Raw genomic sequence first — 16,271 nt, 5'->3', positions numbered from 1 at the left:
GTGGTGCGCAGGGTGGACGTGTCAGACCTCCAGGTCGAAGAGGGCTTCCTGCACGGCGGCGGGGCATTTTCGGGCGGGTTCCAGAGAACGAGTGGCAGGGCGGTGGGGCCGGGCAGGCGGCGCGGGCGCGGGGGTGTTCTCGGTACGGCATGGGCACACGCACTCACGAGGTGGTGTCCACACCAGGTAGTGGGAGCCGTTGGCCCAGAACAGGTCGGAGCCGTCGCTGTCGCGGATCCACGTCTCGTGTAGGCGCGGCCACGACCAGCCTGTGCACCCCCCGTGGTAGCCCCTGATGCACCCCTCGCACACCGGTGTGGCGAGGTGGAGGCAGTGGCGCTGACCGGCGAGGTTCGGCTGTAGGGAGCGCCGTCCGAGCTTGGTCCGGTGCACCTCCTCCATCACCTGGTCGGCCTGCTCCGGGGCCATTGGGGACGGCATGCGTCGGGAGTTGCACTCCCAGCAGCGGCAGAGGCGGCGGCACGCGTACCCGACGATCCACACCGGCAGGAACGCCGGGCGTTCCTTGGTGCCCAGGTAGTAAGGGATGCCGGTCTTCAGCGAGGTTTCACGTTTCGGGTGGGCCGGGCTGCCGGGGTGGTCGGCGGCGGCAAACGCGACGCGGCACACGTCGCAACGGCCCTCCGTGCACGGGCACGGACGCTGGCACTCGCACTGCGTCCCCTGGTACCGGTACTGCGGGCCCGGGTCACCCCAGAAGGAGTTGGTGTGGTGTCCGTCGGCGTAGTAGGTGCCGTGGACGTGCTTCCTGATCCACGCGGCCTGCTCGTCGGTCATCGGAGGAGGAGGTGTTCTGGTGGTCACCGGTCGGCCTCCTCCGGTCGGGTTCTGGCCGTCTGGCGTTCGCGGGCGGCAGTGGCGGCGCGGCGCGAGTACTCCGCAGCGGCGGCCCGGATCAGCGGCGACCGTTCGCCCTCCCGGTACGCGGCCCGGTTGTAGGCACCCAGTTGGGTGTCGTCCATCGCCGCGACCTGGGCGGCGTGCTTGGCCGTCAGGTCCGGCTTGGGCAGGTCGATGTCGTCGTCATCCCACCCGGCCGGGGTCGGCCATCCGGCGCGGGCGGCGCGCTCGCGGGCCTCGCGGACGGCCCGGCGCTGCCGGGGGGTGTCCTGCGGCGGTTCGACGTCCCACAACTCGTCGTAGAGGCGGCGGACCGCGAGCGCGGTGGTGACCCTCACCTGCGAGCGCTGCAGCATTTGCGCGAGGTTGGGAGGGAACACGGCCAGGCGGCGGGCCAGCTCCGCGACGGACCATCCGGCGGCGATGAGGGCCTGCAGGCGGCGGACGGTCCCGCAGGCGTCGATGAATGCGCCGGGGGCTCCCAGGAGCGGGACGGCGGGGACCGCGAGGATGCGGTCGAGGTGGTCCTGTTCGGTGCGTTTCGCCGGGGGGTGGCCGCCCGTTCCGTACAGGATGTGCCGCACCGTGGCCAGCGGGACCTCGGAGAGTTCCGCGAGGCGGGCGGTGCTGATGCCGATGGCGCGCAGACGTTCGGCGTGCTCTCGGGCCGGGGCGGCGTCGACCTTGGTGGTGGTCGGACGCCCCTCGGCGATGGCGCGACGCCGGGCCCGTTGCCGGTTGCTGTGGATGCGGCGTTCGAGGGGGCTCATGGTGCTCATGACTGCCTCGGGGTGGGCATCCGCCGGACGTTGAGGTCGTCGGGCCAGCTGTCCGGGTCGGTGCCCTTGCCGCCCACCCCGGCTTCCCGAGCCCATGCGGCCCCGAGCTGCTTGATGAACACCTTCGCCCCGGCGGCGTGCGCCTGGTCGCGGAGGACCCTTGCCCACTCCAGGTCCAGGGGGCGGGCGCCGGGCCCGGACTCGCCGCCGATGATCACCCAGTCGGGGGTGACCAGGTTGGGGCATGGGCCCGAGCAGTGTCCGCCCCTGAAGTCGTGGGTGGGGCAGTGGCCGTGGCCCCGGTGCAACCGCAGGGGCCCGACGAGGGGTTCGGCGGACACGAATCGGACCACGGCCGGGGTCCGGGCGAGCGCGGGCAGGCGGATGTCGGCCCACTTCTGGTTCTCGGCGGACACCCCCACCCAGACGTTGGGGGCGGGCCAGGACGGGGGGAACAGGTCGTCGCCCGCGTAGGCCCGGTAGGCGGCGTAGAACCCGACCATGAACCGTTCGCTGGTGAGCACGGACCGCATCCGGGCGTGGCGTTTGGTCAGCACCTGGTAGGTGTGCCGTGGGGTGGCGGCCATGACCGCCCACACCCGCGCGATGAACTCGGTCGGCACATGGGCGTGGAACAGGTCGCTCATGGAGTTGACGAACACCAGGCGCGGGGCGGTCCAGTGCAGGGGCGCGGTCAGCGTGTCGGGGTGGACGGCCAGACCGAACCCGGGCCCGGAGGTGCGCGTTGAGCCGTCGGTCTGGTACTTGGCGGAGCCGATGGCCTTGAGGCGTCCGGCCATGGTGAGCGCGTAACACCGGTCGCACCCGGGCGACACCCTGTCGCACCCTGTGGTGGGGTTCCAGGTGGTCTCGGTCCACTCGATGCGGCTCATGCCCCGCCTCCTCTCCGGTCGAGGTCGGCGTGCCAGGCGGCGCACACGGCGGCCACCTGGGTCAGGCCGGTGCGCAGCTCGTCGGCGTCGGTGGCGGCGAAGTTGGCGTCGCCGTGGACGGTCGTGGTGTGGGTCAACGGGTCCTCCCGAAGTGGCTGTCAGCGTTGGTGCGGATGGGTCGGGCGGGCCATCCGTCGGGGACGGGCCCGAACAGGTCCGGGCGCAGGATGTCGGTGGTGCGGCGGAGGGGCGGCGACTCGATCCACTCCCCGCCGTCGTCCCAGTCCTCCTCAGGGCCCCACTCCTCGATGTCGGGGTCCTCGTCGACGAGGAGGTCCCAGTCGTCGGGCTCCCACAGCGGGTCCTGGGTGGGGTGGGTCACCGATCCTCCCCGAGCTGGTCGGCGTGGTCCTGAGCGCGGCGGAGGTCGCGCTGGCACGCCCGCATGTGGGCGGGGTCGCCGGTGCGCAGCGCTTCGGTGAGGTGGTCCATGGCGTCGACGGTGGCGTTCACTATCTCCGCGAGGTGGGAGGAGGGTGCGGGCTGGTGGTCTGCGGTCATGGCGTCTCGCGTGGGGTGATGCGGCGGCGGGCGGTGGCGGCGTGGGCGCGGGCTTGCGCTGGGGTAGCGGGGGGCTCGGCGGTGCGGTCCTGCGGCCGGAGGGCGGGCACGTACCGGATGCCGGCACCGGCCAGCTCGGCGAGCAGAGACGCGGCGAACGGCTCCGGGTCGGCTCGGTCCGCGAGCGGGGTCCGGTCGCGGTCGGCGATCCGGGCGGCGATGAGCGTCACGGCCTGGGCGCGGGCCTGCTCCCGGGTGGTCATGCCGCCCCCCGTGGTGAGGTGTCGGGCCCGCACACCGGGCACGGCACCCGCACCAGGTGACCGTCTTGGATCGCGGTGCGGGTGCGGGTGTCGTCGTGGCACTTCCCGCACCACGGCGTCGACGACACCGGGGTCACACTCGGCGGGGTGGGGTCGTCGCGGTGCGGGGCGTGCGCGGCGCGGGCGGCCGTGTACTCCGCCGTGGGTGCGGTGGTGCGGCGGGAGCCGGGCATCAGAGCGAGACCGACCTGCTTGCCGTCGGCGAGTGCCTGCAGGTGCCGCTTGAATCGGGCGCTGTAGTCCTTCGCGTCGGGGTCAGCAGCGGGCAGGATGCGGTCGGCGTTGCGCAGCCGTTCGCGGCGGATGATCCGCACGTGGTGGCGAATCTCGGCCGGGGCCACGAAGGGCTGTTCCCTGGCGGCCCGCCACAGCCCTTGTAGGGCGTCGTCATAGGTCAGGTCCCCGAGCAGGGCGAACCAGGCGTCGGGGGTTTCCTCGTTGAACTTCTGCTGCGGGCAGCACGCGGCGGCCTTCTCCGCGAGGGTGATGGCCTCGTCAGGCGTCATGGTGCACCTCCAGGTGTGGCGTTCAGGCGCTGGCGGGCCCGGTCGAAGACGGTCTCGCCGGGTGGTGACGTGGGTGTGCGGGGGCGGCCTCGGGCGGCGCGGCGTTCGTGCTCCTTGCGCATCCAGTTGCGCCAGGTGGCGACCCAGTCCGTTTTCCGGCCGTCCTTGCCGGGCTTGGCCCGCCAGTAGTCGCAGAACGCCGCGTGATCTTCGGAGCCGCAGGTGGGTGCCTTCTCGCGCGCCCACGCGGCCATCTCGGCGGTGACGGCAAAGTCGTCGGGCAAGCGGGTGCCGGTCCGGGTCGGCTTCGGCGGATCGGGCTCCGGGTTGGGGGCACCACCCCCCGCACCCCCCTGCTCCCTGCTCCCTGCAACCTGCTCCCTGCCACCTGCTAAAGCGGCAATCCGCGCAGACTCGTCCGCGTCGCGCGCGGACTCGTCCGGGCCTGTCTGCGTAGAGGCGTTGACCTGCGGTGACTTCACCTCGGAGGCAGAGGTGCCCTCGCGTGTGCCTGAGGAGCCCTCAGAAGGCGTCTCAGGGGGGTGGGGGTCCTGCTCTCCCTCGCGCGAGGTGCCCTCAGCACCGCTCTCGGAGTGGTTCAGAGCGTCTCCAATGTCCGATTCGCCGCGCGCGGACTCGTCTGCGCGGGGCTCGGACTCGTCCGCGCGACCACGCGCGGGGGGTTCAGGGTCGGCGTCCGCCGGGGAGGGCAGGCGGCTCGGGACCTTCGCGGCTTCCAGACGCTGGTGCCGGGACAGCGTGGGCAGGACCAGGTAGGGGTCGCCGTCCACTGTGTAGCGGACGATACGGCCCGCGTCGGCCAGCTCGTCCAGGAGGGCGGCGATGGCCGTCTCGTCCAGGTCGTCGTCGTAGGGGAACACGCGGCCCTTAATGAACCTCGGGTCGCCCTGGACACGGGAGTGCTCGTCGGCGTGGTTCCACAGGCCGATGTAGAGCAGTCGGCCGTCCCGGCTCACGGATCGGGCCAGCTTGCGGTCGTCCCAGTACTCGGGCTTCACGCTTCGGATGCGGGGCATCAGCGCCCCCAGACAAAGCGGGCCCACCAGCGTGCCCGACGCCACCGCAGGCCGATGGCGCAGGAGCCCGAGTGCAAGGACAGGCCCGAGCGGTAGTCGCACCAGTCGCAGGCGAACCCGACCCGCCACAGGGCGGCGCAGGTGTCGCACTGCCACAGGTCTCCGGGGCGGCCGTCGACGGCGGGCGCGGTGTGGTTGATCGGCAGTCCGCTGACCGTGGTGCCGTGCGCCGGGGGCAGGGTGTAGATGACCTCACGCGTCGGCGGCGCGCACAGGTGCGGCGGGTGGGCCGATCGGCGGACCCAGGGCATCGGGTTCCTCCTCGCTCGGAACGGACGGGTGGTCGCGTCGGGGCGCGGGCTCGAAGGCTCACCGCGCCCCGGCGCGGGTCTATGCGGCGGCGGGCTGGGGCTCCCAACGGGTGACGGCGTAGCGGCCGAACCCCTGCGAACGGGACGCACCGATGCCCTGCTGCTCGCCGGTGAGCCAGATCAGCGCCCACTCCTCGTCGGTGAAGGCGTGGTCGGTGAGGACCGTGAAGTCGATGTGGGCGTCCTCCACGTACTCCTCGTACTGGATGCCGGTGACCTCGGCGACGCCGAGGTGTAGTCGGTCCTCAACGACGACCACGTGTTCGGCGAGGTAGGAGAGGAGGCCCTTGTTGGTCTTGCCCCAGCCGCGACCGGCGAGCTTGCCGCTGGCGACGGCCACGGACGCGGCCTCCTTCAACGCGGCCTTCAACTGGCGGCCCTCGATGTACAGGCCCTCCCCATCGCGGCGGAAACCGTTGAGGTGCTTGCGGATGTCGACTTCCTTGGCGGCCTCGTCGGCGGTGATGCCGCGCGCGACCATCACCTTGGCGACCTGCTCGCGGATCAAGTCGTCCTTGTCGGCGAGCTTGGAGCGCAGCCACCCTTCGGCGACGTTCGGGTCGGAGGGGGTGCCTCCGGCGATGGTGGTGATGTGCAAGGATCCGGCGAACCGGTACGGCCACGCCTGGTCGGCGTAGCGAGCGAAGACGCTGGTGGTCATCGTGGGTCCCTTTCGGTCAGTGGGTTGTCGGACCGGGCCGAGAAGCGACGCCGGGGCGCGGGTTGGGTAGTCGAGGCAGGGCCGATAAGGGATGGCGTGGGAAGTCGGGGCGGGTAGTCACAGCGGAGCGGAACGGGTTGGGTAGTCGGGCAGGTTCGGGAAGGGCCGGTTGGGCGCGGGGTGGGTAGTCAGGCGGCGGCTTCCGGGGTGATCGGCGGGCGGACAAGGGAGCGCAACAGCCGGTCGTACTCGGCTTCGCTCATCACGTCGGCGGTCCGGCGGCGGCCGACCTTGCGGGCGACCACCTCGTGGAACGTCGAGAGCATCCGCGCCCGGTTCGCCGACTCGGCGTAGCTGTCGGCAACGAACCGGTGGTCGTCGCCCGTCATGTCCGCGACCCGGCGCCGGGTGTTCTGGCCGTCGACCGCGTAGGTGACCGCGAACGACCGCAACCGCTCCTCGTCCCCGGCCGCAGCGGCGAACGCGTGAGCTCCGGCCCGGCGGCGGGACGTCGCGCGGATACTGCGCTCGCGGGTGGTGATCATGTCGGTGAGCAGGTGCGGAGCCATCTCCTGCAGCCACCCGGCGAGCAGACCGGGGTCGGCGTCACGGAGGTGGTCCACGAGCTGGGCGGCGACCACGGCGGGCACCCACCCACTGCCGCTGGTACGGGCCTCCACCAGCGCGGTCATCTCTGCGGTGTAGTCACGGGCCACGGCGCAGCTCCCCTTCAGCTGCGTCATGCGGCTCGGCTCCCTTCCATACGGGTGGTGGACAGCGGGTCGGTGTCGACCCAGGCGAACCCGGTGGCCGGCGCGGCTGTGGACTGCAGGGCGAGGGTGAACCCGAGGACGGTGGCGTAGTCGGTGACGGCCTCGAACGTGGGGCATGACCGTCCGGTCTCCCACCACTGGACGGCGCTGGTGGAATAGCCGAGGCGGCGGGCCATGTCCACCCGGGTCATGCCGACGCGCTTGCGTTCAGCGACCAGGGCGGCGAACAGCGGGTTGAGTGCGGACATCAGGGCCTCCCCAGGTGTAGGTCGAGGACGGGCAGGTCTGCGGGGGCGCACCCCTCGATGGCGAGGAGTGTGAGAGTGAAGGACGCCAGCCCCCAGACGATGAGGATCACCAGTGCGGGCCCGTCAGAGCGTGGGCGCATCAGGACACCTCCCAGGCGCGTAGCAGGACGCCGGGCCGGTCGAGGGCGTCGGGGCCCCGGTCGGGGTAGGTCTTGCGGACTCGGCCGTCGACAATCTGGGAGTCGTCGACCCACAGCACCCCTGACAGGGCGTCGGACAGGGCACGGCCGTGGTGGTCCCAGTCGAAGGAGCTGCGGGTGAGTGGCCAGGCCCGGTTCGGGTCGGACTTCAGGGCGGCGAGGGTGACGACGGCGTCCAGAGCGACCGGCCCGGTGAACAGTGCGTGCTGCCGAGCCATGACTCCGCAGCGGGCGCACGGGGCACCGTTGCCGACCCAGGCGGCGTGCAGGTGACGGCCGATCGCCTGCAAGGCGGCGTCCCGCACCGTGTCGCGCCAGGAGTCGAGGGCGCGCGCGTTGCGGTGGTAGCCCTTGCCGTGCTTGCCGTAGGAGATCGCTCCCTGCCCCACGGGGGTGCCGTACACGGTCACGGTGACGGTCATGGCGACCTCCGCAGGATGCGGAACCGCTGCCGTAGGCGGTCGGTGACGGCAGCCGCGGCGGCGGGGTCGAGTCCCGTTTCGGCGACGGCGGCGACCAGGTCCTCACGGGGGACGTGGCCGTGTCGGCGCGTCAGGTGCAACCGGGCCTGCTCGGCGGCGTCGGTGGCGGACATCCCCGTGTACTTCATGCACCCATCGCAGGTGAACCCTCGGTGGCCGACCTTGATGTGAGCGGGCCACTCGGGCGGGGCTGGAGTGTTCGGGGCGGTCATCGTGCCCACCCCGTGCGCGTCAGCAGGTGGAACAGCCGCTGGTCGAGGACGTCCATGGCGATGTCGTCGAAGGTGTCCTGCGACTCGGGGTCCAGGTCGCGGATGCGTTCGGGGTACGCGGGCATCGCCTCGTGGACGGTGGTGCCCAACAGGTGGCGGCGCACCCGGGCGGCGTGCTCGTGGACGGCGATCTCCACATCCACGCAGAGGCGTTGCAGACGCGTGCTCATGACCGCCCCCGGCCTGTGCGCAGGATCTGGCAGGTTCCTCCGCACCGTCGGCAGTACGGGTCCGTGGTCTGGTGCTGGGATCGGTCGATCTCGTCAGCGACCACCCACAGCAGGCGCAGCACCGTGGAGTCGGTCGGTCGGGCATGGGCGATGAGGACGGTCCCGACGTGGGTCGCCATCGCCAGCAGGGTGGTCACCGCCTCGTCGGGGCCCACCTCCGTGGTGTCGACGATGGTGCGGGCGATGGTGCGGGCGTGTGCGTCCATATGCTCGTCGACACGGCCCTCGGCGGTTTCGCGGGCGCGCTGCTCGCGGACGATGTCCAGGACGCGGGCGGGGGTCCACTCGTCCGGGGTCATGATGATGGAGCTGTGGGCGGCGGCCAGGCGTCGGAACCTGTCGTGGGTGCTCATCAGTGGCCTCCAGTGGGCATGGTGCGGGAGGTGCCGCAGAATCCGCAGCGCTCGGACAGGAGCGCGTTGGATCGGCACAGGTCGGCGTTGTGGCGGCGGAGTCTCATCAGGGTCATGTCGCCCTGGTCAGCGCGACGGCTGGCCACGGCCCACCCGGCGGTGACCCCGACGGCGAATCCGGCAGCGAGGATGACGGCGGCCGTGATCATGAGGCGTCCCCGTCCGTGGTCTGGGGCGTCTCCGACCAGTCCGCCCCATCGGCCGTATCAGTGCCGGTGTCCGTGGGTGCCTCGTCGCCAGAGTCGGGCAGCGGCGTCACGTCGATGACGGGCGGTTCGCCTCGGCCGTCGGCGGCTTCGTCGAACCGGATCAGCTCCCGCAGCTCGGCGGAAGTGGGCACGCGCTTGGTCAGACGGAGCACGCAGCTTTTGAGCCACATGTCCTCGAAGTTGGTGTGCCAGGCGCTGTCGCGCGTCCCGTCCTTCTCCGCTTTGCGGTACGCCCGGGAGTACTCGTCGCGGATATGGATGGCGTCCTCTTCGTTGAGGAGGATGACCTGCGAGCGTCCTCCGCCCCGGATCCAGGCGAACGCGTAGGCGAGGATCGGCCGCCCCCGCTCGGCGCGCGGCAGGTGCACGGCCGGGCGGTGCAGGAAGTCGCCGGGGGGCGGCGCGCTGGGGGCGAAGTCCCAGGTGTCGGCCTCGTTGATCCAGTTGAAGTGGACCGAGTCGACCAGGCGTGACCGGTACATGAGGTCGACGTAGCCCTGGTACATGGCCTGGAACTTGGCCATGTTCTTGTACGGGACGATGGCGGCCTGCTTGCCGTCGGGCTCCAGCCCAAAGCGGGCGCACGCCAACAGGGCGGTGATGATGGACTCGTTCGTGCAGTTCGCGAGCTTGGGCAGGATCGCGCGGGCGGTCGCGATGAAGTGGGCCTTGTCGACGTGGCGGGGCAGGGCGTCGGTGAAGTAGGTGCCGTGCTGGCGCAGCCAGTCGAGCTTGTCGTCGGTGACGGCGATGTCGCGGGAGGCCGACGGCTCGGAGTCGGCGTCTGGGGCCGGGGTGGAGGTCGCGGCCTCCACTCGGTCTCTGAGGCTCATGGGCGGGCGTCCTTGGAGATGCGGAGCACGCGGGCGCGGTGGGCCCGGTACTCGTCGGGGTGGTTGGTCTTGATGGCGTCCCAGTCGGGGACGGTGGTGTGCCGCTGGTGGGCGGCGACGATCTCGGGGTGCGCCTCGGCGAACCGGGAGGGCGCGAAGGTGCCGTTCTGCCGCCAGGTGAGGAGGATGCGGCCGAGCCGGTCCGCGCCGACCTCGGCGTCCCCGAGCAGCGTCCGCAGTTCGTTGTCGGTGCGGGTGATTACCGCGCCGATGCGGTCGGCTTCCTCGGTGAGCCGGTCCCGGTGCGCGACCAGGTCGATGACCCGGTCAGCGTCGACGGTGGCGACGGCCTCGGGGCGCACCTCCCACAGGCGGCCGAGCAGGTCGGCGGTGGCCTTGGATCCGTCTGGGGAGGGCGGCACTCCCGCCACGACGTGGTCGTGCCACCACTTCCCGCAGTAGTCCACGAGGTGGTCGATCAGGTCGGTGTCGTCGGCCAGCTCGAAGACGGTCAGGTCGTCGTCGATGAGTCCGGCGACGTACGCGCCCCGGTATCCGGTGACGGCCCGGTACCAGTACGCCTGCAGGGCGGGCCCGTCCGGGGGTTCGTCCCCGCTCCAGTCTTCGCTCTGCGCGGACCGCCACGTCCTCGTCTTGCATTCGAGGACCCGGCCGTCCGGGGAGGCGACCCCTCGGGAGTCGCCCGGGGTGAGGACGACCCGGTCGGGGTTGGCGAGCATCCACGGCCGGTCGACGTGCCTCAGGGTGCCTGGGGTGTCGAGGACCTGCAGGCCGGTCTCCTCGACGAAGAACTCCGCCACGAGCCCTTCCAACCTGTGCCCGCGCCGGGCGGACCGGTTCAGGCGGGCGCTGCGCTCGGGCGGAGCCTCACCGCGCTTGGACAGGTAGACGGCCAGCGGCCCCCGGTGGCGGTCCATTCCTAAGATCGCGGCGACGTCCGACCCGCCGATGCCGGTGCGGCGCACGGCGTGCCACTCCTCCGCCGGGGCTCCGGCGGGCAGGATCAGCTGCCCGGTCGGCGTGGTGAGGGTGGCCGGGCCGGAGGGGTGCGGTGCCTCCGGCCCGGTGGGACCGCCGGGCGCAGGCCGTGTCACTGGAGCGTGAGCGTGCGGCTCCTCGACGGCCTTGGCCCCCTGCGCCGGATCCCCCACAGCAGCGGGTGGCGTTGACGCCCGGCGGTCAGTCACAGCGGCTCGCCTCCGGGGGTGGTCCGGAGCAGGTCGAGCGCGGCGCGGGCAGCTCCGGTCGCGATGACACGGACCCGAAGCGGGCGGTAAGGCCAGCGGAGTACGACGCCTTCGTCGGCCACCCCCGGCCTGTAGTCGCCCCCGCTATCGGCCCACACCTTGAGGTAGGTGTCCGAGGGCTTGCCCGCGCGGACGACCGCGTCCGGAGCGGGTACGAGCGGGTACCCGTCCGGGGACGTGCGCCCTGACAAGTCGGCCGGGGTGCTGCGGTAGTGGTCCATGGCCCCGGAGAGCATCGGGCACGCCTTCGCGGTGTAGGCGGCGCACTCTGGATGCATCCCGGGCTCGACCACGTACCCCCGGGACCGGTCAGCCTCGCGGCCGAACAGGATGTACCGGTGACCGTCGAGCGGTTCGCCGCAGATCTGGCAGCGGCGCTCGACGATGGCGCACATCCTCTTGGCGTCGTCGATCTGGCCCAGGTGGTGCCCTCGGTCGGTTTCGAGGGACACCCACGGGACCACCCGTCCACCGACGGTGGGCCGGTGGGAGAGGCGAACGGGAATCGGCGGGACGCTCACGACTCCTCCCAGGGGATGGCCTGGATCGTGGGCGCAGGCGCGGACTTTAGGCTCTCGGCGTGCTTGCGCAGGTCCCGAGCCCATGCCGTCCCGTGGACGACTCCCTCAGGGTCCGGGTCGATGCCGAGCGCGTACCGGACGGTGTCGATCACGTATTCGATCAGCGGGCCGTCGACGTCGGTGATCTCCTCAACGCGGTCCCACCCGGTGATGACGATGGGGCCCGCGTAGGGGCGGGGCGGTGCTCCCAGCGTGGCCAGCACACACGACCCGAACACGTTGCGCGGGTAGTCCTCCGGCTTGAGGTGGCCGACGTCGTTGACCCACGCGGCGGCGTCGAACTGGGGGTTCAACGCCACCCGGTCCGACCCTTCCTGCCCCACCTCGGCCTTGAGGTCGAGAGCGCGGTCATACCGCATCCACGTGCCCTGCTCGCTGGTGTCGATGACGATGTACTCCACAGTCCTCACCTGTTCCTTGACGTGCGGGACTTGCGGGACCGGCGGCGGACGCTGGCTCGCGCGAGGTAGTCCGTGCGGATCCACGCGGTCCAGGTGACGCCGTCGACGTGGAAGGCGACGTGGACGGCGGCTCCGCGTCCGGGCCGGGTCCCGTTGGTGGTGGTGATGGACGGGAGCAGACACCACGCGGACGCCTCGCCCGGCAAGGACGTGCAGGGCACCCGGTCCGGGTGGTCGAGGGAGACGACGCCGCGCAGGCCGGACACGGTGTGCGTGACCAGGGTGCCGACGGGCCACTTCTCCTGCAGGCGGCCGATGGCGCTGCGGACGGTGGGCTGCTGTCTGGTGGCGATGGGCATCATCGGGTGCCCCTCACCGTGTCGGCGTCGTCGGCCAGGGTCTGGTCGATGTGCTCCAGGACGGTGTCGGCGTCGGCCAGGACCTCGGCGGCGTGCTCGTCGACCTCGACGGCGGTGTCCCGTTCGGCCTGCTCGGCGTACTGGCGCTGTTCTCGGCGGATGCGGTTGGCGTGGACGAAGCGCATCAGGCGGCGCTCCTCTCGGAAGCCGGGGTGATGACGGTGTCGGTGTCCCGGGGCCGGTCACCGCGCAACCACACGTGGATGCCGTCGATCTCGGCGGTGACCTTGAACGCCTCGCGTCCCTGGACGGGCAGGATCGGGTCGTCGACGACCTCAGCTCCGAGCGCGTCGGCCCACAGGGTCAGGTCGTCGACAGCGGTGGGGCCCCAGAAGGACCCGACAAGGTGATCAGGGCTAGGCGACCAGTTCGGTTGCGGCAGCTCCGGGTGCTGAGAGACCAGGGATGCCCCGACGCGGAAGACGTCGGCGATCCGGTCGGCGTCGGAGCGCTCCAGTCGCGGCAGCTCCGTCCCGGTGGCCAGTGCGGCGAGAGTGCGCCATTCCTGTGCGCGGCTCTCCTGCCGTGCGGCGTGGATTCGTGTGGCGGCGGCCTGCTTGTCCAAGTCGTATGCCCTGGTGCGGGCGTCTGTGGCGTGTTCGGAGAACCGCGCGGCCTGTCGGGTGAGGTGGTTGATGGTGTCTTCGCTGATACCGTGGTTCACGGTCTCGTGCCTTCTCTGGAGGAATTGAGACAGGAAGCCCTTCGCCCGGTGACAGCGGGCGGGGGCTTTCGCATGACCGGGGTCAGACGGCCACGGGTCGCTCAGGCGGACTTGCGGCGGGCTTTCGCGCTGGCAGCGGCCAGGCGGAGCATGTGCGCGCGGTGGGCCTCTTCGCCCGCCGTGCGCCTCTGGTCGGGGTCAGTGATGTCCTCAGGCACCCGGTCGATCCAGTAGTCGACGGAGGCCGGGGACGCCTTACGCGCCTTCGCGGTGCGCGCGGCCCGGTCTCTCGTGCGAGCCCACGACTCCAGTGCGCCGATGCGCCCGTTCAGCTCGTGGGACATCTATGCCGCCTCCCGGTGCTCGCTGTGGTCCTCCACCCGCAGCGACCCTTCAAGCAGGTCCAGGCGGGCGAGGATCAGTCGGTACGTGTTCGGGGAGGGCTGGCGGGTGCCGACGGCGATCTTGCGGAGCCCGGAGTAGGAGATGCCGGTCGCCTTGGCGAAGGCGACGAGGCTGTAACCCTTGTTTTCGAGCAGTTCGCGGAACCCGTCCCGGTCGAAGCGGCGCTTGCTGCGGCGCCGGGTCGGGGGGGTCGTCTGCGATTGGTGCTGCTTCATGACCCCACTTTACACAACTTGATCCCACTTAGGACACACTTATCTGGCGCCAACGAGGGGTTGACAGCTCCCCACGGGGATACGGAAGGCGCTTTACCTGCACAAATAAGACACTTAACTTGCGGCGGCCATCTTAGGAAGTGAAGCCACATGGGATCGAAGAGGGGTCCAGGCGGGTCCCAGGTGGGGTCACGCGGTGTACGGTGGTGGCATGAGTAGCGATACATCGCCGCCACCCGAACGCATCGCCCTCGGCAAGCACATCGACGAGCGCGCCGCCGAGAAAGGGATGACACTGAGTGAGGTCGCCAAGCGCGCTAGACGCGGCACTGAAGCCCTTCGGCGCATCCGCAAGGGCGAAGTCTCCATCCCCATGGCTACGCGTCGGGCCCTGGAGGATGCCCTGGAGTGGACCCCGGGGTCGATCAACTCGATCCTCGCCGGGGGTCGACCGATGCCCCTGGAGGAGGCAGCACCACAGGCGTACGTGACCTCCACCCCCCAAGGAGGTCTCCAACTCTGGTTGAGCGTGCGGGGAGCCGACGGGCACCCACAGCAGATGATGATTCCCCTCGACCTGAAATCTGTGCCGGGCCTGGACGGACTCGCGGCCGACGAACGCGACAGCCTCACCCACCAGATGCTCGGTGTCATGGTGCACGCAGGCAGGTCGTTCCTGGAGGAGCAGGGCCGACAACGAGCCGAGCGCACCTCGGAGAGCGACCCTACGGGCGAGTAAAGAAGTGGTTAGGCCCAAATGTGGATTTCGTCACACTCTGGGTTTACCATGATCATCCCCGCTACGACCTGGCAGAACGCAGTCAAAGGGGATGTGTAATGCCATCAGAGTTCAATGGGACCCGCGCGCAGGGTGACCTCCGCCCACAGCGCATCTACCGACCGACCCCCGAAGACCCGACCCTGTCGATCATCATCGACGACGGCCACCGCCCCCCGCCCGAGGGCTACTGGCTCTACACGACACCCACCGGATACCTCTTCAGGTTCTGGGACCGCGCAACATTCGGGCGCGTCGTCCGAGGCGGCAAGCGACATGTCACTGGGGAGCCCTACGACCTGTGCCTGAAGGTATACGGGCTCTGGTCGTGGGACCAGATCCCCGACGACGGCAGTGGATTCTGGGGCTCTGGTGAGGAGTACGTCAACTACCAGGCGATCCGGTGCCTGGAGGTCGCTGGACTCCTCGTGCCCTATCCGTACACGGATCACGCGTGACCGTGGCAGGAGATACCGATGCACGACGACCCCGCACCTGACGCACCCAAACCGTTCATCTACCGACCCGACCCCACGGGCCCCCTGGTCTCGATGATCATCGACGACGGGCACCGCCCCCCGCCCGAGGGCTACTGGCTCTACACGACACCCACCGGATACCTCTTCAGGCTCTGGGAGGGATCGACGTTCCTGCGCGTAATCCGCGGCTACAGGCGCAGCCTGACCGGAGAGCCTGAGGAACTGATCCTGAGGATCTGGGGCTTCGAGTCCTGGGACGACGTCCCGGAGGACGGCACCGGCTACTGGGGCCACGGGGAAGCCCCAGTCGACTACCGAGGTATCCGCTGTCTCGAAGCGGCGGGCCTGCTCGTCCCCTACCACTGATCACGCACACGAAAAAGCGCCTCGGCGGGGAGGGCCGAGGCGCTGTCGTGTGGAAGGGGTCAGTTGCCCATGATGCGGTCGTAGGAGCGGCGGGCACGGGCGCCGGCCGCAGAGCGACCGTACCGGCGGAGCATCTGGTCGCTCTTCCAGCCGGTCAGCTCCTTGAGGTCGCCCTCGGCGCCGCCGTTGTCGAGCCAGCGGTGGGAGAAGTCGTGCCGGAACTTGTGCGGGTTCACCTCGACACCCGCCTCCGCGCCGCGGCGGACGACCATCTGGTAGACGCCGTTGGGGGTCATGGGCATCCGGTTGCGGATGCCCAGCCACACGTCGGGACAGCGGGACAGGCGGTGGCGGGCACGCTCGCGCAGGTACCGGTCCAGGGCGCGGGCGGCATCGTAGCTGAACCGGACGGTGCGCTGCTTGCCGCCCTTGCCGGTGATCAGGGCCTCGCGCTCCTTCAAGTTCAGGTCGTCCTTGGTGAGCCCGGCCAGCTCCGAGAGCCGGACCCCGGTGTCACGGAAGAACATGATGATGGCGGTGTCGCGGCGCTGCTGGAAGGTGCGGCCCCGGCAGGCGACGATGAGCGCGGCCAGCTCGTCGGGGGTGAAGACCGGGACCTCGGTCTCGTCGATCTTGGGCGGCTTCATGCCGACCATGGGGTTGGGCACTTCCTCCTCGGCGGAGTACCACCGGAAGAACTGCTGCAGAGCCCGGAACTGGTTGTTGGCGTAGGAGTCGGAGTAGTTTTCCAGGAGCCAGACGATCCAGCGCTGGATGTCCATGCTCGTGACGTCGGCCCAGTCGTCCTTGCCGACCCCGAGACCGGTGGCGGGCTTGGGTCGCCCCTTGGTCTTGGGTGCCTTGGCGGCGGCGGGGAGGATGTGGGTGGCGGCCATCCAGGCGGCGGCTTCGCAGTAGGTGCGGACCGTCTTGGGGGACTTCTTCTCGGCGTTCAGGTGAAGCTCGAAGGAGTCGATCTCGGGGGCCATGGGCCCGGCGTCGAGGTTCTTCGGGGCGCGAGAGGCCCTCTTGGGAGATCCCAT

General features: G+C 70.6%; 32 protein-coding genes. 3 read left to right on the top strand and 29 right to left on the bottom strand.

From position 1 onward, the window contains the following. Nucleotides 1–21: 21 nt before the first annotated feature. From AB0I72_RS19795 to AB0I72_RS19660, 28 genes are all read right to left on the bottom strand, one after another. A complete protein-coding gene (locus tag AB0I72_RS19795; RefSeq protein WP_358570547.1) occupies nucleotides 22–825 on the bottom strand; it encodes a hypothetical protein in 804 nt (267 codons plus the stop codon). Continuing rightward, entirely contained in the window at nucleotides 822–1,640 is an 819-nt protein-coding gene (locus AB0I72_RS19790; protein WP_358570544.1) for a hypothetical protein, read from the bottom strand. The genes AB0I72_RS19795 and AB0I72_RS19790 overlap by 4 nt, the downstream gene beginning before the upstream one ends. Next, nucleotides 1,637–2,533, bottom strand: coding sequence for a phage Gp37/Gp68 family protein (locus AB0I72_RS19785; protein WP_358570541.1), 897 nt, complete (start codon nucleotides 2,531–2,533; stop codon nucleotides 1,637–1,639). Before AB0I72_RS19785 ends, AB0I72_RS19790 begins: the two co-directional genes overlap by 4 nt. Then, nucleotides 2,530–2,670, bottom strand: coding sequence for a hypothetical protein (locus tag AB0I72_RS19780; protein ID WP_358570539.1), 141 nt, complete (start codon nucleotides 2,668–2,670; stop codon nucleotides 2,530–2,532). The genes AB0I72_RS19785 and AB0I72_RS19780 overlap by 4 nt, the downstream gene beginning before the upstream one ends. Next, entirely contained in the window at nucleotides 2,667–2,915 is a 249-nt protein-coding gene (locus AB0I72_RS19775) for a hypothetical protein (protein ID WP_358570536.1), read from the bottom strand. Before AB0I72_RS19775 ends, AB0I72_RS19780 begins: the two co-directional genes overlap by 4 nt. Next, complete coding sequence (locus AB0I72_RS19770; RefSeq protein WP_358570533.1) at nucleotides 2,912–3,094, bottom strand: hypothetical protein; 183 nt, start codon at nucleotides 3,092–3,094, stop codon at nucleotides 2,912–2,914. The genes AB0I72_RS19775 and AB0I72_RS19770 overlap by 4 nt, the downstream gene beginning before the upstream one ends. Continuing rightward, complete coding sequence (locus AB0I72_RS19765; protein ID WP_358570530.1) at nucleotides 3,091–3,357, bottom strand: hypothetical protein; 267 nt, start codon at nucleotides 3,355–3,357, stop codon at nucleotides 3,091–3,093. The genes AB0I72_RS19770 and AB0I72_RS19765 overlap by 4 nt, the downstream gene beginning before the upstream one ends. Then, nucleotides 3,354–3,923, bottom strand: a complete 570-nt coding sequence (locus tag AB0I72_RS19760) for a hypothetical protein (protein WP_358570527.1) — start codon at nucleotides 3,921–3,923, stop codon at nucleotides 3,354–3,356. Before AB0I72_RS19760 ends, AB0I72_RS19765 begins: the two co-directional genes overlap by 4 nt. After that, nucleotides 3,920–4,960, bottom strand: a complete 1,041-nt coding sequence (locus tag AB0I72_RS19755) for a hypothetical protein (RefSeq protein WP_358570524.1) — start codon at nucleotides 4,958–4,960, stop codon at nucleotides 3,920–3,922. The genes AB0I72_RS19760 and AB0I72_RS19755 overlap by 4 nt, the downstream gene beginning before the upstream one ends. After that, nucleotides 4,960–5,271 (bottom strand): hypothetical protein, encoded by a 312-nt coding sequence (locus AB0I72_RS19750; protein ID WP_358570521.1) that lies wholly within the window; start codon nucleotides 5,269–5,271, stop codon nucleotides 4,960–4,962. The genes AB0I72_RS19755 and AB0I72_RS19750 overlap by 1 nt, the downstream gene beginning before the upstream one ends. A 79-nt stretch (nucleotides 5,272–5,350) precedes the next feature. Continuing rightward, nucleotides 5,351–5,992, bottom strand: coding sequence for a hypothetical protein (locus tag AB0I72_RS19745; protein ID WP_358570518.1), 642 nt, complete (start codon nucleotides 5,990–5,992; stop codon nucleotides 5,351–5,353). 188 nt (nucleotides 5,993–6,180) lie between these two features. After that, nucleotides 6,181–6,735 (bottom strand): hypothetical protein, encoded by a 555-nt coding sequence (locus tag AB0I72_RS19740; protein WP_358570515.1) that lies wholly within the window; start codon nucleotides 6,733–6,735, stop codon nucleotides 6,181–6,183. Next, nucleotides 6,732–7,013 (bottom strand): helix-turn-helix transcriptional regulator, encoded by a 282-nt coding sequence (locus AB0I72_RS19735; protein ID WP_358570513.1) that lies wholly within the window; start codon nucleotides 7,011–7,013, stop codon nucleotides 6,732–6,734. The genes AB0I72_RS19740 and AB0I72_RS19735 overlap by 4 nt, the downstream gene beginning before the upstream one ends. Beyond that, nucleotides 7,013–7,153 (bottom strand): hypothetical protein, encoded by a 141-nt coding sequence (locus tag AB0I72_RS19730; RefSeq protein ID WP_358570510.1) that lies wholly within the window; start codon nucleotides 7,151–7,153, stop codon nucleotides 7,013–7,015. The genes AB0I72_RS19735 and AB0I72_RS19730 overlap by 1 nt, the downstream gene beginning before the upstream one ends. Then, complete coding sequence (locus tag AB0I72_RS19725) at nucleotides 7,153–7,635, bottom strand: RusA family crossover junction endodeoxyribonuclease (RefSeq protein ID WP_358570507.1); 483 nt, start codon at nucleotides 7,633–7,635, stop codon at nucleotides 7,153–7,155. The genes AB0I72_RS19730 and AB0I72_RS19725 overlap by 1 nt, the downstream gene beginning before the upstream one ends. Next, the gene (locus AB0I72_RS19720) at nucleotides 7,632–7,907 is read right to left on the bottom strand and encodes a hypothetical protein (protein ID WP_358570505.1); all 276 of its coding nucleotides are present in this window, start codon (nucleotides 7,905–7,907) and stop codon (nucleotides 7,632–7,634) included. Before AB0I72_RS19720 ends, AB0I72_RS19725 begins: the two co-directional genes overlap by 4 nt. Then, the gene (locus tag AB0I72_RS19715; protein WP_358570502.1) at nucleotides 7,904–8,137 is read right to left on the bottom strand and encodes a hypothetical protein; all 234 of its coding nucleotides are present in this window, start codon (nucleotides 8,135–8,137) and stop codon (nucleotides 7,904–7,906) included. The genes AB0I72_RS19720 and AB0I72_RS19715 overlap by 4 nt, the downstream gene beginning before the upstream one ends. Further along, nucleotides 8,134–8,550, bottom strand: coding sequence for a hypothetical protein (locus tag AB0I72_RS19710; RefSeq protein WP_358570499.1), 417 nt, complete (start codon nucleotides 8,548–8,550; stop codon nucleotides 8,134–8,136). The genes AB0I72_RS19715 and AB0I72_RS19710 overlap by 4 nt, the downstream gene beginning before the upstream one ends. Next, nucleotides 8,550–8,759 carry a hypothetical protein gene (locus tag AB0I72_RS19705; RefSeq protein WP_358570496.1) on the bottom strand — a complete coding sequence of 70 codons (210 nt, stop codon included), beginning with the start codon at nucleotides 8,757–8,759 and terminating at the stop codon, nucleotides 8,550–8,552. The genes AB0I72_RS19710 and AB0I72_RS19705 overlap by 1 nt, the downstream gene beginning before the upstream one ends. Next, nucleotides 8,756–9,652 (bottom strand): recombinase RecT, encoded by an 897-nt coding sequence (locus tag AB0I72_RS19700; protein WP_358570494.1) that lies wholly within the window; start codon nucleotides 9,650–9,652, stop codon nucleotides 8,756–8,758. The genes AB0I72_RS19705 and AB0I72_RS19700 overlap by 4 nt, the downstream gene beginning before the upstream one ends. Next, on the bottom strand, nucleotides 9,649–10,767 hold the full coding sequence (locus AB0I72_RS19695; protein WP_358570491.1) for a lambda-exonuclease family protein: 1,119 nt from the start codon (nucleotides 10,765–10,767) through the stop codon (nucleotides 9,649–9,651). Before AB0I72_RS19695 ends, AB0I72_RS19700 begins: the two co-directional genes overlap by 4 nt. An 89-nt stretch (nucleotides 10,768–10,856) precedes the next feature. Further along, entirely contained in the window at nucleotides 10,857–11,372 is a 516-nt protein-coding gene (locus tag AB0I72_RS19690) for a hypothetical protein (protein ID WP_358570488.1), read from the bottom strand. Between the two features lie 65 nt (nucleotides 11,373–11,437). Then, entirely contained in the window at nucleotides 11,438–11,911 is a 474-nt protein-coding gene (locus AB0I72_RS19685; RefSeq protein ID WP_358570485.1) for a hypothetical protein, read from the bottom strand. Next, nucleotides 11,908–12,264 carry a hypothetical protein gene (locus AB0I72_RS19680; RefSeq protein ID WP_358570482.1) on the bottom strand — a complete coding sequence of 119 codons (357 nt, stop codon included), beginning with the start codon at nucleotides 12,262–12,264 and terminating at the stop codon, nucleotides 11,908–11,910. The genes AB0I72_RS19685 and AB0I72_RS19680 overlap by 4 nt, the downstream gene beginning before the upstream one ends. Beyond that, on the bottom strand, nucleotides 12,261–12,446 hold the full coding sequence (locus AB0I72_RS19675; RefSeq protein WP_358570479.1) for a hypothetical protein: 186 nt from the start codon (nucleotides 12,444–12,446) through the stop codon (nucleotides 12,261–12,263). Before AB0I72_RS19675 ends, AB0I72_RS19680 begins: the two co-directional genes overlap by 4 nt. Next, nucleotides 12,446–12,985: a hypothetical protein gene (locus AB0I72_RS19670; RefSeq protein WP_358570476.1), complete on the bottom strand. Its 540-nt coding sequence runs from the start codon at nucleotides 12,983–12,985 to the stop codon at nucleotides 12,446–12,448. Before AB0I72_RS19670 ends, AB0I72_RS19675 begins: the two co-directional genes overlap by 1 nt. 101 nt (nucleotides 12,986–13,086) lie before the next feature. Next, complete coding sequence (locus AB0I72_RS19665) at nucleotides 13,087–13,329, bottom strand: hypothetical protein (protein ID WP_358570473.1); 243 nt, start codon at nucleotides 13,327–13,329, stop codon at nucleotides 13,087–13,089. Next, on the bottom strand, nucleotides 13,330–13,605 hold the full coding sequence (locus AB0I72_RS19660; RefSeq protein WP_358570470.1) for a helix-turn-helix transcriptional regulator: 276 nt from the start codon (nucleotides 13,603–13,605) through the stop codon (nucleotides 13,330–13,332). It lies immediately after the preceding gene. 211 nt (nucleotides 13,606–13,816) lie between these two features. On the opposite strand from AB0I72_RS19660, the gene AB0I72_RS19655 reads away from it, so the two are divergent. From AB0I72_RS19655 to AB0I72_RS19645, 3 genes are all read left to right on the top strand, one after another. After that, nucleotides 13,817–14,344 carry a hypothetical protein gene (locus AB0I72_RS19655; RefSeq protein ID WP_358570467.1) on the top strand — a complete coding sequence of 176 codons (528 nt, stop codon included), beginning with the start codon at nucleotides 13,817–13,819 and terminating at the stop codon, nucleotides 14,342–14,344. Between the two features lie 98 nt (nucleotides 14,345–14,442). Further along, nucleotides 14,443–14,841: a hypothetical protein gene (locus AB0I72_RS19650; RefSeq protein WP_358570464.1), complete on the top strand. Its 399-nt coding sequence runs from the start codon at nucleotides 14,443–14,445 to the stop codon at nucleotides 14,839–14,841. 18 nt (nucleotides 14,842–14,859) lie between these two features. Further along, the gene (locus AB0I72_RS19645; protein WP_358570461.1) at nucleotides 14,860–15,228 is read left to right on the top strand and encodes a hypothetical protein; all 369 of its coding nucleotides are present in this window, start codon (nucleotides 14,860–14,862) and stop codon (nucleotides 15,226–15,228) included. 59 nt (nucleotides 15,229–15,287) lie between these two features. On the opposite strand, the gene AB0I72_RS19640 is transcribed toward AB0I72_RS19645, so the two are convergent. Then, nucleotides 15,288–16,271, bottom strand: a complete 984-nt coding sequence (locus tag AB0I72_RS19640) for a tyrosine-type recombinase/integrase (RefSeq protein ID WP_358570458.1) — start codon at nucleotides 16,269–16,271, stop codon at nucleotides 15,288–15,290.

The sequence above is a fragment of the Nocardiopsis sp. NPDC049922 genome (assembly GCF_040660275.1).
Classification (GTDB): domain Bacteria; phylum Actinomycetota; class Actinomycetes; order Streptosporangiales; family Streptosporangiaceae; genus Nocardiopsis.
Note: the sequence above shows the minus strand (reverse complement) of the source record. Positions and strands in the feature narration are given on the sequence as shown.

Bases quoted from the DNA above. Each gene is read 5' to 3' on its own strand.
- AB0I72_RS19790 (WP_358570544.1), bottom strand. From the start codon at position 1,640: ATGAGCACCATGAGCCCCCTCGAACGCCGCATCCACAGCAACCGGCAA.
- AB0I72_RS19785 (WP_358570541.1), bottom strand. From the start codon at position 2,533: ATGAGCCGCATCGAGTGGACCGAGACCACCTGGAACCCCACCACAGGG.
- AB0I72_RS19770 (WP_358570533.1), bottom strand. From the start codon at position 3,094: ATGACCGCAGACCACCAGCCCGCACCCTCCTCCCACCTCGCGGAGATA.
- AB0I72_RS19765 (WP_358570530.1), bottom strand. From the start codon at position 3,357: ATGACCACCCGGGAGCAGGCCCGCGCCCAGGCCGTGACGCTCATCGCC.
- AB0I72_RS19760 (WP_358570527.1), bottom strand. From the start codon at position 3,923: ATGACGCCTGACGAGGCCATCACCCTCGCGGAGAAGGCCGCCGCGTGC.
- AB0I72_RS19755 (WP_358570524.1), bottom strand. From the start codon at position 4,960: ATGCCCCGCATCCGAAGCGTGAAGCCCGAGTACTGGGACGACCGCAAG.
- AB0I72_RS19750 (WP_358570521.1), bottom strand. From the start codon at position 5,271: ATGCCCTGGGTCCGCCGATCGGCCCACCCGCCGCACCTGTGCGCGCCG.
- AB0I72_RS19745 (WP_358570518.1), bottom strand. From the start codon at position 5,992: ATGACCACCAGCGTCTTCGCTCGCTACGCCGACCAGGCGTGGCCGTAC.
- AB0I72_RS19740 (WP_358570515.1), bottom strand. From the start codon at position 6,735: ATGACGCAGCTGAAGGGGAGCTGCGCCGTGGCCCGTGACTACACCGCA.
- AB0I72_RS19735 (WP_358570513.1), bottom strand. From the start codon at position 7,013: ATGTCCGCACTCAACCCGCTGTTCGCCGCCCTGGTCGCTGAACGCAAG.
- AB0I72_RS19730 (WP_358570510.1), bottom strand. From the start codon at position 7,153: ATGCGCCCACGCTCTGACGGGCCCGCACTGGTGATCCTCATCGTCTGG.
- AB0I72_RS19725 (WP_358570507.1), bottom strand. From the start codon at position 7,635: ATGACCGTCACCGTGACCGTGTACGGCACCCCCGTGGGGCAGGGAGCG.
- AB0I72_RS19720 (WP_358570505.1), bottom strand. From the start codon at position 7,907: ATGACCGCCCCGAACACTCCAGCCCCGCCCGAGTGGCCCGCTCACATC.
- AB0I72_RS19715 (WP_358570502.1), bottom strand. From the start codon at position 8,137: ATGAGCACGCGTCTGCAACGCCTCTGCGTGGATGTGGAGATCGCCGTC.
- AB0I72_RS19710 (WP_358570499.1), bottom strand. From the start codon at position 8,550: ATGAGCACCCACGACAGGTTCCGACGCCTGGCCGCCGCCCACAGCTCC.
- AB0I72_RS19705 (WP_358570496.1), bottom strand. From the start codon at position 8,759: ATGATCACGGCCGCCGTCATCCTCGCTGCCGGATTCGCCGTCGGGGTC.
- AB0I72_RS19700 (WP_358570494.1), bottom strand. From the start codon at position 9,652: ATGAGCCTCAGAGACCGAGTGGAGGCCGCGACCTCCACCCCGGCCCCA.
- AB0I72_RS19680 (WP_358570482.1), bottom strand. From the start codon at position 12,264: ATGATGCCCATCGCCACCAGACAGCAGCCCACCGTCCGCAGCGCCATC.
- AB0I72_RS19675 (WP_358570479.1), bottom strand. From the start codon at position 12,446: ATGCGCTTCGTCCACGCCAACCGCATCCGCCGAGAACAGCGCCAGTAC.
- AB0I72_RS19665 (WP_358570473.1), bottom strand. From the start codon at position 13,329: ATGTCCCACGAGCTGAACGGGCGCATCGGCGCACTGGAGTCGTGGGCT.
- AB0I72_RS19660 (WP_358570470.1), bottom strand. From the start codon at position 13,605: ATGAAGCAGCACCAATCGCAGACGACCCCCCCGACCCGGCGCCGCAGC.
- AB0I72_RS19655 (WP_358570467.1), top strand. From the start codon at position 13,817: ATGAGTAGCGATACATCGCCGCCACCCGAACGCATCGCCCTCGGCAAG.
- AB0I72_RS19650 (WP_358570464.1), top strand. From the start codon at position 14,443: ATGCCATCAGAGTTCAATGGGACCCGCGCGCAGGGTGACCTCCGCCCA.
- AB0I72_RS19645 (WP_358570461.1), top strand. From the start codon at position 14,860: ATGCACGACGACCCCGCACCTGACGCACCCAAACCGTTCATCTACCGA.
- AB0I72_RS19640 (WP_358570458.1), bottom strand. From the start codon at position 16,271: ATGGGATCTCCCAAGAGGGCCTCTCGCGCCCCGAAGAACCTCGACGCC.